Annotated in this window: 14 protein-coding genes; 8 read left to right on the top strand and 6 right to left on the bottom strand. The window is 72.8% G+C overall.

The window, feature by feature from the left end:
* Positions 1–109: 109 nt before the first annotated feature.
* Positions 110–730, bottom strand: coding sequence for a uridine kinase family protein (locus tag A3IG_RS0101130; RefSeq protein WP_040910660.1), 621 nt, complete (start codon positions 728–730; stop codon positions 110–112).
* A 122-nt stretch (positions 731–852) separates the two neighbouring features.
* Between A3IG_RS0101130 and A3IG_RS0101125 the strand changes: the two genes are divergently transcribed.
* The gene (locus A3IG_RS0101125; protein ID WP_026219770.1) at positions 853–1977 is read left to right on the top strand and encodes a M24 family metallopeptidase; all 1125 of its coding nucleotides are present in this window, start codon (positions 853–855) and stop codon (positions 1975–1977) included.
* Between the two features lie 530 nt (positions 1978–2507).
* Positions 2508–3950 (top strand): MFS transporter, encoded by a 1443-nt coding sequence (locus A3IG_RS0101120; protein ID WP_018381697.1) that lies wholly within the window; start codon positions 2508–2510, stop codon positions 3948–3950.
* A gap of 103 nt (positions 3951–4053) precedes the next feature.
* On the opposite strand, the gene A3IG_RS0101115 is transcribed toward A3IG_RS0101120, so the two are convergent.
* A complete protein-coding gene (locus tag A3IG_RS0101115) occupies positions 4054–5112 on the bottom strand; it encodes an ATP-dependent DNA ligase (protein ID WP_026219769.1) in 1059 nt (352 codons plus the stop codon).
* Positions 5113–5209: 97 nt separating this feature from the next.
* Here A3IG_RS0101115 and ligD point away from each other — a divergent pair, with 97 nt between their 5' ends.
* A complete protein-coding gene (gene ligD / locus A3IG_RS0101110; RefSeq protein ID WP_018381695.1) occupies positions 5210–6223 on the top strand; it encodes a non-homologous end-joining DNA ligase in 1014 nt (337 codons plus the stop codon).
* 10 nt (positions 6224–6233) lie between these two features.
* Here ligD and A3IG_RS0101105 read toward each other — a convergent pair whose 3' ends face one another.
* Complete coding sequence (locus A3IG_RS0101105) at positions 6234–7166, bottom strand: hypothetical protein (RefSeq protein WP_018381694.1); 933 nt, start codon at positions 7164–7166, stop codon at positions 6234–6236.
* 375 nt (positions 7167–7541) lie between these two features.
* Between A3IG_RS0101105 and A3IG_RS0101100 the strand changes: the two genes are divergently transcribed.
* The gene (locus A3IG_RS0101100; protein ID WP_018381693.1) at positions 7542–8930 is read left to right on the top strand and encodes a peptidase C39 family protein; all 1389 of its coding nucleotides are present in this window, start codon (positions 7542–7544) and stop codon (positions 8928–8930) included.
* A gap of 164 nt (positions 8931–9094) precedes the next feature.
* Here A3IG_RS0101100 and A3IG_RS28110 read toward each other — a convergent pair whose 3' ends face one another.
* Positions 9095–9562 (bottom strand): methyltransferase domain-containing protein, encoded by a 468-nt coding sequence (locus A3IG_RS28110; protein ID WP_018381692.1) that lies wholly within the window; start codon positions 9560–9562, stop codon positions 9095–9097.
* Between the two features lie 63 nt (positions 9563–9625).
* Complete coding sequence (locus A3IG_RS28105) at positions 9626–9769, bottom strand: hypothetical protein (RefSeq protein ID WP_018381691.1); 144 nt, start codon at positions 9767–9769, stop codon at positions 9626–9628.
* Positions 9770–9793: 24 nt separating this feature from the next.
* Here A3IG_RS28105 and A3IG_RS35620 point away from each other — a divergent pair, with 24 nt between their 5' ends.
* Positions 9794–9925 carry a hypothetical protein gene (locus A3IG_RS35620; RefSeq protein ID WP_018381690.1) on the top strand — a complete coding sequence of 44 codons (132 nt, stop codon included), beginning with the start codon at positions 9794–9796 and terminating at the stop codon, positions 9923–9925.
* Here the strand turns inward: A3IG_RS35620 and A3IG_RS0101080 are convergent.
* Entirely contained in the window at positions 9906–10790 is an 885-nt protein-coding gene (locus A3IG_RS0101080; protein ID WP_026219768.1) for an MBL fold metallo-hydrolase, read from the bottom strand. The two genes, A3IG_RS35620 and A3IG_RS0101080, sit on opposite strands and share 20 nt — an antisense overlap.
* 505 nt (positions 10791–11295) lie before the next feature.
* Between A3IG_RS0101080 and A3IG_RS0101075 the strand changes: the two genes are divergently transcribed.
* From A3IG_RS0101075 to A3IG_RS28095, 3 genes are all read left to right on the top strand, one after another.
* A complete protein-coding gene (locus tag A3IG_RS0101075; protein ID WP_018381688.1) occupies positions 11296–11889 on the top strand; it encodes an RNA polymerase sigma factor in 594 nt (197 codons plus the stop codon).
* A complete protein-coding gene (locus A3IG_RS31650) occupies positions 11886–12746 on the top strand; it encodes a hypothetical protein (RefSeq protein WP_018381687.1) in 861 nt (286 codons plus the stop codon). Before A3IG_RS0101075 ends, A3IG_RS31650 begins: the two co-directional genes overlap by 4 nt.
* Before the next feature lie 368 nt (positions 12747–13114).
* The gene (locus A3IG_RS28095; protein WP_018381686.1) at positions 13115–14164 is read left to right on the top strand and encodes a helix-turn-helix domain-containing protein; all 1050 of its coding nucleotides are present in this window, start codon (positions 13115–13117) and stop codon (positions 14162–14164) included.
* The last annotated feature ends 27 nt before the right edge of the window (positions 14165–14191 follow it).

Raw genomic sequence — 14191 nt, 5'->3', positions numbered from 1 at the left:
GTGCCGGGAAGGCTCAGTGGGACGTGGGGAGCGTCGGGAGCCCGTGGCCCAGGGGGCTCGACCGTCCCCGGAACGGCCCGACCGGAACCGCCCCGCCGACCGGCGGCGATCACTCAGGGTGATCAACCAGGTCGTGGGCGCGGGGGTTCGGGACCCTGGCCCACACCCGATAACCGTCCGGCACCTCCCGCACCAGCGCGTCCGCCCAGGGTCGTGAGGGGTCCGCGGCGAAGTGGGCGCGTTCGGCCTGCTCCCAGCGCCGCCAGAACGCGGAGAGGGCCGCACCGTCCCGTCGCCGTCCCCGGGCGTGGGCCACCTCGGGGGCCAGGTCCATCCACAGGGTGCTGGCCAGCCAGGGGCGCAGCGCACGCCGGCCGGCCCCGACGCCCTCCAGCAGCACCACCGCTGCCGGCTCGACCACCCGTGGGGCGTCGAACCGACGGGCCACCCAGTCGTAGGCCCGGTACCGCGCGGGCACGCCCTCCGCGAGCGGACGCACCACCTGGTCGAGCACCCGCCCCACCCAGTCGAACAGCTCCTCGTGGGTGGCGAGGTCGTCCAGGCGCACCACCGGCGCGTCGTCGAGCAGGGGCGCCAACCGGCCGGCGAACGTGGTCTTCCCCGCCCCGGCGTGCCCGTCCAGGGCGACCAGTCGCACCGGACCGCACGACGGGGGCAGCGCTCGCAGCCGTCGGGCCGTTCCGGCGAGCCCCGAGCCCCCGCTCCCCACCCGGTCCGCCGTCCGGCCCGGGTACTCGGCCAGCCGGCCCCCTGTTTCGTCCACCGGCCCAGGGTAGGACCCCGCCGGGGGGACGGGTGTTCCCGGGAGGGGCGGTGACCTACCGTGGGGACGTGAGCGAACACCTCCACCACCTGTACCCCGCCCAGCGGCTGGACCAGGCACGACAGGCCGCGGCGGAGCAGGGCCTCGACGCCCTGCTGATCTCGCCGGGATCGGACCTGCGCTACCTGACCGGCTACCAGGCGATGCCCCTCGAGCGGTTGACCTGCCTGGTCGTCCCGGCCCACGACGAGCCGTTCCTGGTCGTCCCCAACCTGGAGCGGCCGGCGGCGGAGGACTCCCCGGCCGGCAGCCTGGGCATCGAGATCACCGGGTTCGGGGAGACCGACGACCCGTACGCCCTGATCGCAGCCAGGCTCCCCGACGGCCGACAGCGCGTGGCCGTGGACAACCACATGTGGGCGGAGAAGGTCCTGGCCTTCCGCGCCGCCCTGCCCGGGGTGGACCTCTCCCTCGCCTCCGCGGTGCTGTGCACGCTGCGGCTCCGCAAGTCGGCGGCGGAAGTCGAGGCGCTGCGCCGGGCCGGCGCCGCCATCGACCGGGTGCACCGCAGGATGGGGGAGTGGCTGCTGCCCGGCCGCACCGAACGGGACGTCGCCCGCGACATCGCCGACGCCATCGTGGAGGCCGGCCACGTCACCGTGGACTTCGTCATCGTGGCTGCCGGGCCGAACAGCGCCAGCCCGCACCACGAACCCGGCGAGCGGGTGATCCGGCCCGGTGACCCGGTGGTCGTCGACATCGGTGGCACCACCGAGGAGGGCTACTGTTCGGACTGCACCCGCACCTACTGCGTGGGTGACCCGCCCGCCGAGTTCCGCGAGCTGTACGCGGTGCTGCGACAGGCCCAGGCCGCGCAGACCGAGGCGGTGCGGCCCGGGGTCACCGCCGAGGAACTGGACGCGGTGGGCCGGGACATCATCGCCGAGGCCGGCCACGGGCAGCACTTCATCCACCGGACCGGCCACGGCATCGGCCTGGAGACCCACGAGGAGCCCTACATCGTGGCCGGCTCGACGCTGGCCCTCGAGCCGGGGATGGCGTTCTCCGTCGAGCCGGGGATCTACCTCCCGGACCGCTTCGGCGCGCGGATCGAGGACATCGTGGTCTGCGTCGAGGACGGCGGTGAGCGGCTCAACCTCACCAGCCGCGACCTGGTGGTACTGCCCGCCTGACGCCACCTCGCCGACCGCGCCGCCCCGCCCTCCCCTGAGGGTCCGGGGCGGCGCGTCGTTGACCGTGTTCCCCGACGCCACCGGCCGTCGGGGCCCCCGCCTGGTCACACCCACGCCGCGGCCCGGCGCCCGCCCGCCTTCCGCGGAGCGGAGCAGGGCCGGCCGCGGCGTTTCCCGCGCGTTCCCCCGCCCGCGCCCGGCTCCGCGCGGTAGCGACCAACGTGGACGCGCTCACGCCGCCCCCCGTGCCCGCCCCCGTGCCCGCCCTCCCTGCCCTGCCTGACCGCGGGCCGTGGCGGGGCCGTCTCCCGGTGCCGGGCACCCCGCTCACCCCTCTGCCCCGTGGCACGTGTCCGCGCCCGTGCTGCCGCGGGGCCCGCCGTGCGTGCCCGGTCCCGTTGACCACCCACCGCCCGGTCCGGGGGCCGGGCGGGCCTCCTGGCCCCCTCCTGACCCGGCCTGGACATTGATACCCCCAGGGGGTATGTTCGGCCTCGACATACCCCCCCGGAGTATTTGAGGTGACTGAAATGTCCGCGATGCTGCCGCAGCCGGACCCACGGCGCTGGTGGGCGCTGGCGTTCATCGCCATGGCTCAGTTCATGGTCATCATGGACACGTCGATCATTGGCGTGGCCCTCCCCGAGATGCGGGCGGATCTCGGCTTCACCCAGGGCAACCTGTCCTGGGTCTTCAACGCCTACGTCGTGGCGTTCGGCGGCCTGCTGCTGCTCGGCGGGCGGCTGGCCGACCTGTTCGGCGCCAGACGGGTGTTCGGTCTGGGCTGGGCGGTCCTCGCCGTCGGCTCGCTCACCGCGGGACTCGCCGGCGAGGTGTGGGTGGAGCTGGTCGGCCGTGCCGTCCAGGGCGCCGGCTCGGCGCTGATCGCGCCCTCGGCCCTCACCCTGCTGATGATGCTGTTCGGTTCGAACCCCAGGGAGCTCACCAAGGCGTTCGCGCTCTACGGGGCCGCCGCGCCCGCGGGCGGCACGGCCGGGGTCTTCCTCGGCGGCGTCATCACCGAGTACACGAGTTGGCCCTGGGTGTTCTACCTCAACATCCCCGTCGCCGTGGTCACCCTGCTCGCCGTCCCCCGTCTGATGCCCGCCGCCCCGGCGACGCGCGGATCGGTTGACGTCCTCGGCGCCCTGACCGTCACCGCCGGTCTCGCCACCATCGTCTACGCGGTCGTCCGCGCTCCGGAGACCGGCTGGGGCGCGGTCAGCACCTGGCTGGTGCTGGCCCTGGGCATCGCCCTGGTGGCGGCGTTCCTGGCCGTCCAGGTCCGGCGCCGCCAGCCGCTGATGCGACTGAGCATCCTGCGCACCCCCAGCCTGGCCGCCGCGAACCTGGCCCAGCTCCTGCTGGCCGGCGCGTGGATCCCGATGTGGTTCTTCCTCAACCTCTACCTGCAACAGGTCCTGGACCTCGGGGCGTTCGCCTCCGGCGCCGCGCTGTTGCCGATGACCGGCGCCGTGATGCTGATGATGGTCCTGCTCGCCCCCAGGCTGATGAACCGTTTCGGCCCCAAGCCGATGATCGTTGCCGGAATGGTCGCCCTGGCTGCCGGCATGCTGTGGCTGTCCTTCGTCCGTCCGGACGGCGCGTACGCGGTGGACGTGTTGCCCGCCTCGCTGGTCGCCGCCACCGGCATGTCGTTGGCCTTCATCCCCTCCCTGGGCACCGCCATCTCCGCGGCCCGGCCGGAGGAGGGCGGGCTCGCCTCCGGCATCGTCAACACCAGCTACCAGATCGGTTCCGCCCTCGGGCTGGCCGCCATGACCGCCGTGGCCGCCGCCCAGGGGGCCGACGAACTGGGCGACGTCGCCGCGCTGACCGACGGCTTCTCCGCCGCGTTCCTCGGCGCCGCGGGGATCGCCGCCGCCGGAGCCGTACTGGCCCTGATCACCTTCCGCGCCCCGCGGCCCGCCACCGGAGCCCTCACCGAGGAGCAGACGGCCGGCACCGGCTGAGCCCCGGGCCCGCCCCCGCCCAGGGGCCAGCCCCCCGTTCCCCCGTCACCCCACCGCGCCCGGCCGGGACCGCACCAGCGGCCCTGGCCGGGCGCGTCCGCCGTCAACCCAGGACCTTCCGCAGGTCGTAGCTGACCGGCTCCTCCAACTGGGCGTACGTGCAGCCGCGGGGCTCCCGGTCCGGCCGCCACCTGCGGAACTGCGCGGTGTGCCGGAACCTGTCGCCCTGCATGTGGTCATAGCTGACCTCACAGACCCGCTCGGGTCGCAGCGGAACCCAGGACAGGTCCTTGCCGGCGCTCCAGCGGCTGGGCGCGCCCGGCATCCGGCCCCCTCCCCGTGCCTCCTCGTCCGCCCAGTCCTCCCACGGATGCCCCTGCGCGGAGGGCATCCGCAGGGGCTCCAGCTCGTCGGCGAGTTTCTGCCGCTGCGCCATCGAGAACGCGGCGCAGACCCCCACGTGCCGCATCCGGCCCGCCTCGTCGAACAGGCCGAGCAGCAGCGACCCCACGACCGGGCCGCTCTTGTGCAGGCGCATCCCCGCCACCACGCAGTCGGCCGTCCGCTCGTGCTTGACCTTGACCATCACCCGCTCGCCCGGCCGGTACGCCTGGTCCGGCCGCTTGGCGATCACCCCGTCAAGTCCCGCGCCCTCGAACTGCTCGAACCACTGCTGGGCCACCTGGATGTCCAGGGTGGCCGGGGCGACGTGGACGGGAGGCCTGGCGTTGTGCAGGGCCTCCAGCAGGGCGGCGCGCCGCACCCGCAGGGGCGCGTCCAGCAGCGACGTGTCGCCCAGCGCCAGCAGGTCGAAGACCACCAGGTGCGCCGGGGTCCGCTCGGACAACAGCCGCACCCGGGACTCCGCCGGATGGATGCGCTCCAGCAGCGCGTCGAAGTCCAGTCGGCGTCCGGTGACCACGACGATCTCCGCGTCCACCACGCACCTGCGGGGCAACTGCTCCAGGCAGGCGCCGACCACCTCGGGGAAGTAGCGCCCCAGCGGCTTGGTGGAGCGGCTGGAGATCTCCACCTCGTCATGGTCCTTGAAGACGATGGCCCGGAAACCGTCCCACTTGGCCTCGTAGCTCATTCCGGGCGGGATGCTCGGGGCCGGGCTGGCGAGCATCGGCTGGACGGGGGGCATCACCGGAAGCTCCATGGTCTGGATTGTGCGGCCGGTCCGGGTTCCCCGCCCGCCGAGCGTCCTCCGGGCCACCGGGAGGCGGAGCACGCCCATCCGACCTAGCGTGAACCCCATGGCCACAGCGCTGGAGCTCACCGTGGGGGAGCGGACCGTGCGGCTGTCCAACCCGGACAAGCTCTACTTCCCCGAGCGCGGTTACACCAAGCTCGACGTCGCCCGCTACTTCATGGCGGTCGGCGACGGGGCGGTGCGGGCCCTGCGGGACCGGCCGACCACCCTCGAGCGTCACCCGGACGGCGTAACAGGGGAGTCCTTCTACCAGAAGCGCGCCCCCAAGAACCTGCCCGAGTGGATCCCCACCGGGCGGATCTCCTTCCCCAGCGGACGGCACGCGGACGAGATCTGCCCCACCGAGACCGCGGCCGTGGTGTGGGCCGCGAACCTGGGCTGTCTGACCTTCCATCCCTGGCCGGTCCGCCGCACCGACACCGAGCACCCCGACGAACTGCGGATCGACCTGGACCCGCAACCGGGCACCGACTACCTGGACGCGGTGCGCGCCGCGGCCGAACTCCGCCAGCTCCTTGACGAGCTGGGGATGCGCGGCTGGCCCAAGACCTCCGGTGGCCGGGGGCTGCACGTCCTCGTTCCCATCGAGCCACGGTGGACCTTCACCCAGGTCCGCAGGGCGGCCATCGCCGTCGCCCGGGAGTTGGAACGGCGGATGCCCGACCGGGTGACGTCGGCCTGGTGGAAGGAGCAACGGGGCGAGAAGGTCTTCGTGGACTACAACCAGACGGCCCGGGACCGGACCGTGGCCAGTGCCTACTCGATCCGGCCGTTCCCCCACGCCCCGGTCTCCGCGCCACTGCGCTGGGACGAGCTGCGGGACGCCAGGCCGCACGACTTCGACCTGACGTCCATGAGGACCCGCTTCTCCGAGCTAGGCGACGTCCACGCCGACCTCGACCAGCACGCCTACCTGCTGGACGCCGCACTGGAGTTGGCCGCCCGGGACGAACGGGACCACGGACTCAGCGACCTGCCCTACCCCCCGGAGCACCCCAAGGCGGCCGGAGAACCAGCGCGGGTCCAGCCCAGCCGGGCCCGCCGCCCACGGCAGTGAGGCCCACGGGTCACGGCGCCTCCCGGGGCCGTGCCGGGCGGGCCGGCTCGTCCACCCCGCCCCGCGGCACCTTCAGCAGCTTCAGGAAGAACCGCTCGGAGAACCCGGCGGCGAACGCGGCGAGCAACAGCAGGCCCGGGTCGTCCCCCTCGACCGCGGGCAGGGCCCGCCAACCCGCCAACACCGTGATCACCAGGGCGACCAGCGCGCCCACCAACGGCCGGAGCGCCAGGTTCAGGGTGCTGGTCCGGTACGTCATCAGACTGGAGCGGGCGTGCCTGGTCTGGAGCAGGCCGCTGAGCACCCCGCCGGCCGCCCCCATCACCACCACCGCCCCGGTGACCACCAGCAGGGCGCCGGTACGTCCTCCCGCGGGTGCGGGCGGCCACGCGGTGAACAAGGCGTCCGGGGCCGCCAACGGCACCGCCGCGCACAGCAGCAGCAGAATCCCGGCCGCGTAGAAGAACAGGTGCTCGAGCCGCCGCACCTGGAGGTCGTCGGCGATGGTCTGCGACTCGCCCGCGGTGTGCACCAGCTCCACGGCGGCGCACAGCGCGGCCCGCACCGCGTCGTCGTCCTCCGCGTTGTCCAGGCACTTGCGCAGCCTGCGCCCCGCCTCCTGCGCCGCCGGGTCCGGCGAGGCGTCCAGCGTCGCGAGCACTACGGTGCCCCGGGAGACCAGCCGGGGCCGTGGCAACAACCACACCAACGACTGGTCGGCGAGCGCCAGGTACGCGGCACCGACCAGTGGGTCGGGGCGCCGATGGGTCAGGTGGTCCCAGGCGACGTCCAGGGACGCCCGGATCTGGGCGCCGCGCTCCCCCGCCCGCTCCCCGAGCAGGGCGAGCTCACTGCCCAGCCGGTGGTGCTCCTTGACCAGGAGCATCACCCGGGTGGCGGCATAGCGGTTCCCCCGGAAGAGCCCGAGCCTGCGCCGTACCATCCGGCGCGAGGTACCGCGCCGCCGCGGTGGCGCGGTGGTCGTGTGTGGCCGTAACGGCATCGCCGCCGCGTTGGCGTGACTCGTCGTCATCATGGCGCCCCCCGCCCGCCACCCTCCCCCGGGGTGACTCTGCCACGGTATCCCCGGGACAGGCCCGAAGCGACGCGATAAAGGGAACTCACCCGTGAGTGTCCAGATGTGCGAGGAACATCCGTCCGGGTGACGCACAAGAACCCCGTCCCGACCCGGCCCGACCGGCCATCCCCACACGTGCCGGGCCCCACCCCTGGTACAACGCCCGTCCCGGTGGGGATAGTGACTTGCGAACACGCGACCGCACAGCCCTGTCCGCCGTCACCACAAGGGGAACCCTTCATGACCCAAGCACCCCGGAGAGCCGTCATCGCCGCCGCTGTCGCCGCCGCCGCGGCTGCCGCGTCCCCAGCGGCGTCCGCCGCTTCCCGGGCCGGTACCCCCGCCGGCACCGCGCCCGCCCCGACGGACGCCGAGCGACGCGGCAAGGACGACGCCCCCGTGGACAACCACACCTGGACCTCGTACTCCGACTGGCGTTCCGGCGCCGGCGAGGGCGTCCGTGTGCTCGGCGGCGCACGCCCCGCGATCACCATCGGACAGCCGACGCGCACCACCGAGTACACCGATCCGCACACCGGGAGGACCAGCACCTGGCAGAGCGCCGTGTGGACGTCCCCGGTCCACCGGATCGGCTTCGGCTCCAGCGAACTCGTCGCCTCCTGGAACGCGCACACCCCCGCGGGAACCTGGGTCCAGGTCGAGATGCACGGCACCTACACCGACGGCAGCAGCACCCCCTGGTACGTGCTGGGCCGGTGGGCGGCCGGCGACGGGGACATCAGGCGCACCTCGGTGGACGGCCAGACCGACGGCAAGAGCACCATCTGGACCGACACCTTCTCCATCGACGACACCTCCAGTGCACTGCGCCTGGTCAGCTACCGGCTCCGCCTCACCCTGCACCGCAGGCCCGGCTCCGACGCCGCTCCCCGGGTCTGGCGGGCCGGGGCCATGGCGTCGGACATCCCGGACCGCTTCACGGTCCCCGCGTCCACCCCCGGCCCGGCCACCGGCGTGGAGCTCGTGGTGCCCCGCTACTCCCAGGAGATCCACAAGGGGCAGTACCCCGAGTACGACAACGGGGGCGAGGCCTGGTGCAGTCCCACCTCCTCGCAGATGGTCATCGAGTACCACGGCCGCCGTCCCACCCCCGCCGACCTGGCCTGGGTCAACCCGGACTACGCCGACCCGCAGGTCTGCCACGCCGCACGGCACACCTTCGACTGGCAGTACGCGGGGTGCGGCAACTGGCCGTTCAACGCGGCCTACGCCACCACCTACCGCGACATGGAGGCGGTGATCACCCGGCTGCGCTCGCTCACCGACGCCGAGACCCTGATCCGGGCCGGACTGCCCGTCATCACCTCGCAGTCCTTCAGGGCCGAGGAACTCGACGGCGCCGGTTACGGCACCGCCGGGCACCTGATGTGCCTGGTCGGCTTCACCCAGGACGGCAACGTGATCGCGAACGACCCGGCGTCGGACAACAACGACGCCGTCCGCCGGGTGTACGACCGGCGGCAGTTCGAGAACATCTGGCTGCGCACCAAGCGCTACGCCGCGGACGGCCAGGTCAGGAGCGGCAGCGGGGGCATCGCCTACGTCTACTGGCCACGGGAGATCACCGCAGCTCAGCGGATGGCACTGGCGGCCGTCGGCATCAGGTGATCAAGCAGGAAGCCCCCTCCGGAAGTCGCCGGCGGGGGCTTCTTCGCGGGGCCGGCAGCGCGCCAGGGAGTAGCCAGGCAGACCTGTTGGGAATCGGACACTGGAACCAGGCATCCTGGCCTCCCGGCCCCGGCGGTTGCGCCCTTTCGCCGGCTGCCTTCGCGTCACGGGCGGAGCGATGAGCCCAGCCTCCGCCAGGGCCGGCGGGCGGACAGCAGCAGGGTGTCCGCCGCGCGAGGGCCGTTCGCCGCTGCGGGGAGCGTGTCCACGGTGACGTCCCGGAGCCCGGTCTCGGCGAGCAGCTTGGTCCACACGTGCTCTTGGAGCACCCACCTGCACATCGTGGCGGGTTCTCCGGTGGGCGTCTTCGTGGGGATGTCCGCGTGGGTGACGTCTGTCTCCGCGGGACTGCCGCTGAGGTAGTGGGCGAGGGTGGAGATCACCAGTCGTCCCCCTGGACGGAGGGCGCGGGCCGCGGCGGCAAGCAGGCTCCGCGGGTCGGTGAAGTCAGCCGCGCCGAAGAGGCTGTACAGCACGTCGTACCTGCCGGGCGCCGCGGTCAGGTGGTCGACCACGTCGGCGTGGACCAGGCGTAGCCGCGGGGCCAGGTGGCCGAACAGGTGGGTGGCCATAGCGTGTCACCCGGGCGGGCCCGGGTGGGTCCGGCCTGTCGGCCAGACCCACCCGGTCGGTGCTCAGTGCGAGTCGTTGCCGGGGTGGCAGGGGCCGCAGTCCGCGGCGTCGGACCACAGCGGCAGGTCGACGTCCCAGCCGTCGGCGGCGATCTGGTGGGCCGTCTTCATGACGGCCCCGTCGTTCTTGAACGCGACCTTCGGCATGTGGTGCAGGAAGCGCCCGCCGTTGTGCTGGGTGCACAGGTCGGCGTAGGCGACGGTGTCGAGGAGATCGCCTGCATGGCCATCGAGTGGCTGCCCCGGTACAACCCGGACCGAGCAAAGCTCCCGTACCGGGCCGTCACCAGCGGACCGCCGTGAAGTCGACGGTCCGCGGGCGGAGTTCCCGGGTACGGTTCGCCAGCCGCTCCAGTCGTCGGGTCATCTCCTCCGCGGGGAGGTGCCGCCGGTCGCCGTGGCCCGGCAACAGCCATTCGAAGCGGAGCTGGTCGATGGCGCGGGCGAGGGAGGCGGCCAGTTCCTCGATGGAGTACCAGGTGACGCTCTCGGCCACCTCGATGTCCCCGGTCGCACGCGACCAGTAGAAGCTGTCGCCGCTGAAGCAGTACCGCCCGTCCGCGAGATAGAGCACGCTGCCTCGCGTGTGGCCGGGGAGGGGGAGGGCGACCACCCCCGGCGCGATCGTTGCCGGGTCCGTGCCGCGCAGGACGCGGTCGGCGTCCGGTGCGGCCTCGAGGTCCCCCTCGTGGATCCACAGCCTGGCGCCGAAGGCGTCGGCGTAACGGCGGCCGTGGGCGGCGTGGTCGCGGTGGGTGAGCAGGACGTCGGTGACGCGGCCCAGCGCCTGGTAACGCTCGGCCAGCGCGGTGCTCCACCGTGGCGTGTCCACCATCATCACGGTGCCGTCCGGACGGCACAGCAGGTAGGAGTTGGCCCCCGCGGTGTGCGTGGAGTTGTGCCCGCAGAGGTGCACGGTGTCGTCCAGGGCCATCGGGAACGGGTCCAGTGCCGCGTCCAACCTCCCCGGGGCGCGGATCGACCGGCTGGGGCAGGCGTGCGCGGCGGCGTGGAGCTGCCTGACCTCGGCCTGGTCCCGCGGCTGCCGAAGGACGACGGAGCGCCCGCCGACCTCACCGATCAGGCCGGGCGCGAGTTGCCGGGCGACATCGCAGTTCATGCAGCGTTCGTCCACGCTCCAGTCGCCCTTGCTCGGTTCTGTGTCCACCGTTGCCCCCACGCTCTCGTGCGCCCGCCGATCGGCCGCCCCGGGTACAGAGGTATCCGGGGGCGTGTGGAAAAAGGAAGGGGTTTTGGATCTTGTTCTTGCGGTCCGAGGGCGCTCTCTGGCCGGGTGGCCCCGGGGAACGACCGGCCGTTGGCGCTGGTGTCCTGTGCGGGGGCGATTCCGGCGGCGGTTCGCCACCCGCCGCGCCGGGCGAGCGGTACGCTCCCGGAACCGCGGCCGGGCACCTGTCGGTGTCCGCACGCCGCGTCGTCGAACTGACGCCGCGGGGCACGGTAGCGGGCGGCACCGCCGCCGACCCCAACGTGCTCGTTCCGGCCGCCCGTTCGGAGACCCGACCGCGCTCGTCACGGTTGTCGCCGTCGCGGTTTCGCCGCTGGGCACGGGGACTGGACCCCTCGGCACATGCCCTCTGACCAGGGGCTCGTAACGCTCTCCCGCCCGGCTGCCAGTACGGGGTGTACGGCAGCAGAGAGGAGAGCCTCACGTGAAGATACCCACCAGGCGACACCGCGGCCCCGCCGCGACAGCCTGGGAGCCGGACCATCTGGAGGAGTTCTACCGGCGTCACGTGGACGCGGTCACCCGGTTCCTCGCACGCCGGGTGGATGACCCACACACCGTGGCCGACCTCACCGCCGAGGTCTTCCTCGCTGTGATCGACTCCGGCTACTCCCGGCGGCTGCAACGTGGCAGCGAGATCGCCTGGTTGTTCGGCATCGCGCGGAACATCGCGTCGGCGGAACGCCGTCGAGCCGTGCGGGAGTCCGTCCTCACCACCCGGGTCGCGGGTCGCCGTCTGCTGGAGTCCGACGACATCTCCCGGATCGAGGACAAGCTCACCGCGGAGGGCGAGAGCCGCCGGGCGCTCGCCGCGCTGGCGGAGCTGCCGGAGGGGGAGCGGGCCGTGCTCGAGCTCATCGTCGTCGATCAGCTCACCGTCGGGGAGGCCGCCGCCGCGCTGGGCATCAGCCAGGTCACCGCCCGGGTCCGGTTGCACCGCGCCCGCAAGACCCTGAGCGCCGCCACCGCCGGGGCCGACACCAGCAACCAGTTCGCATACTCAGGAGGCAAGGCATGAGCACGTCGTTCGAGGACCGTTTGGTGGAGGAGCTGAAGCGGGAGGCGAGGGTCACCGCGGCGGGTTGGCCCGAGCCGGAGCGCCGGCGGGTGTTCACCCCGACCCGTACGGTCACCGGTCTGGTGACCGCCGCCGCGGCGGTTGGTGCCTTCGTGGCCCTGCCCGGTGGTGGCGCCGGCACCCCGGCCTACGCGGTGGAGAAGACCGACAACGGCGGTGTGGTGGTGCACATCTCCGACTGGCCGCACGGTGACGACGAGGTGGCGGAGTTCACCCGGATGCTGCGCGACGCCGGGGTCTCGACCGTCTACAACCCCCCCGAGGGCTACCTGTGCCAGCCGCTGCCGGACGGTGTCGCCGAGAGGTCGCCGTCAGGCCCGAAGGGGGTGCACACCGAGTTCCACCGCAGCTTCGTCGGCGGGGCCACGGTGATCGGCCCGGAGGTGGCCCAGGTAACAGGCCCGGGCGCCCCCGCGGCGGGACTGGACAAGAACACCTCCGGCAGCCCGGAGAAGGGGACCAGTCAGGGCGAGGGTGACAAGGGCACCACGGAGAAGGGGACCAGTCAGGGCGAGGGCGACAAGGGCACCACCGAGAAGGGCACCAGCCAGGGCGAGGGCGACAAGGGCACCACGGAGAAGGGCACCAGCCAGGGCGAGGGCGACAAGGGCACCAGGACGACCGCTGGTTCGGACGAGGGCGCCAGCCGGCAGAGCAACGGCGACCGTTCCACCGACCAGGAGTTCACCTACCACCTGAAGGAGGGGGACACCGCGATCCTGTCCGACTCCCGGACCATGGACTCCATCGCCTTCGTCAAGGGAGCCTGCGCTCCGGTGGCGAAGGCCGCGAAGTAGTCGCCCGCACCACGGGGCCCGCTGGCGGTCGTGCCTTCCCGCGAGCCCGTGCGGTGGCGAACTCCGTGAGGGGGTGCGACACCGTGGTGAGTTGACCACACCACGAGCAGTGTGGACAGGCGCCCGGCTGGGGTTTCCCAGTCGGGCGTCGCGCGTGGGCGCCGTTGGGTTCGGGGACGGTGGTGACCTGGGCCATCGTCGGACATCGCGCCCCTGACCAGTCCTGGGCCAACCATGTGTCTAATACAGTCACCACGTGACACCGGTCGCGAAATGGGCGTGGTTCGGTGCGTCGGGCAGCAGGCGTCCGGGGCTGTGGTCCCCTCGTGGTGGCCTGGGCGTGCGCCACGGACGGGAGGAGAGCGGCGATGCTGGAGGCCCTGGGTCTCACCGAGGAGGAGGCGCGGACCTACGCCGCGCTGGTGCGTAGCGGTGCCTGCCCGAAGGAGCAGCTCGCGACGTTGACCGGACTGTCGTCCGGGGCGGTGGGCCGGGCGCTCGACGGGCTCACGAGTCACGGACTGGTCAGCCGCGACGAACCGGACGGGCGGCGGGTCGCCGCCCAGCCTCCCGACACCGCGGGGGAGGTACTGCTGCTGCACAGGATGCAGGAGTTGATGACGGCCCGTGCCGCCATGATGCGGCTCGCCGACGAGTACCACGCCAGCACCCGGGAGCAGCGCGGCCAGTTGCCGGTTGAGTACACCCCGAAGGCCGCGGTGCCGCAGCGGGTGGAGCAGATCCAGCGCGGTGCGCGCAGGGAGGTCCTGCACTTCGACACACCGCCCTATTCGTCCGTGGACAACCGGATCCAGGTGGAGCAACTCGCCGCAGGGGTCTCCTACCGGACGGTCTACGACCGGCACGCGATCGACTACCCCGGCGCCATGGAGCGGATCGACCAGTGCATCGAGGCCGGCGAACAGGCCCGGGTGATTGCCCGAATCCCGATGAAGGTGATGATCGTGGACCGGGAGCTGGCGATCCTGCCCGCGTTGGGTGGCATCGGCACCTGGCCCGGGGCGACCGTGATCGTCCAACCGAGTCCGTTGCTCGACGCGCTCATCGAGTTGTTCGAACGGGTCTGGGTGGACAGCGTGCCGCTGGACCTCGGTGCCGGGATCGAGGGGGTGCGGCCCGCGGAACTGGACAAGGCGGATGTGCGGCTGCTCACGTTGTTGTTGAGCGGGCTCACTGACGAGGCGGTCGCCCGGCACCTGGGCGTCGGACGCCGTACCGTGCTGCGCCGGGCGAGGAGCCTGATGGACCGGGCAGGCGTCGCCACCCGGATGCAGTTGGGTTGGTACGCGGCGAGACGGGGCTGGATCGGCCTGTCCAGGAAACGGCTCGCGGTGGACTCCTCCTCGGAGGGTCAGCTCGGCGCGGACACCGTCGTTCGGGGGGTCGGTGACGTCTGAGGGGCCGGCCGGTTCGGCTCGTTCCGC

The organism is Wenjunlia vitaminophila DSM 41686, assembly GCF_000380165.1.
In the GTDB taxonomy this organism is placed as follows: Bacteria; Actinomycetota; Actinomycetes; order Streptomycetales; family Streptomycetaceae; genus Wenjunlia; species Wenjunlia vitaminophila.
This window is presented reverse-complemented; position numbering and strand designations above follow the sequence as displayed.

Bases quoted from the DNA above. Each gene is read 5' to 3' on its own strand.
- ligD (WP_018381695.1), top strand. From the start codon at position 5,210: ATGGCCACAGCGCTGGAGCTCACCGTGGGGGAGCGGACCGTGCGGCTG.
- A3IG_RS0101115 (WP_026219769.1), bottom strand. From the start codon at position 5,112: ATGGAGCTTCCGGTGATGCCCCCCGTCCAGCCGATGCTCGCCAGCCCG.
- A3IG_RS0101120 (WP_018381697.1), top strand. From the start codon at position 2,508: ATGTCCGCGATGCTGCCGCAGCCGGACCCACGGCGCTGGTGGGCGCTG.
- A3IG_RS28105 (WP_018381691.1), bottom strand. From the start codon at position 9,769: ATGCCGAAGGTCGCGTTCAAGAACGACGGGGCCGTCATGAAGACGGCC.
- A3IG_RS0101100 (WP_018381693.1), top strand. From the start codon at position 7,542: ATGACCCAAGCACCCCGGAGAGCCGTCATCGCCGCCGCTGTCGCCGCC.
- A3IG_RS31650 (WP_018381687.1), top strand. From the start codon at position 11,886: ATGAGCACGTCGTTCGAGGACCGTTTGGTGGAGGAGCTGAAGCGGGAG.
- A3IG_RS0101105 (WP_018381694.1), bottom strand. From the start codon at position 7,166: ATGGTACGGCGCAGGCTCGGGCTCTTCCGGGGGAACCGCTATGCCGCC.
- A3IG_RS28095 (WP_018381686.1), top strand. From the start codon at position 13,115: ATGCTGGAGGCCCTGGGTCTCACCGAGGAGGAGGCGCGGACCTACGCC.
- A3IG_RS28110 (WP_018381692.1), bottom strand. From the start codon at position 9,562: ATGGCCACCCACCTGTTCGGCCACCTGGCCCCGCGGCTACGCCTGGTC.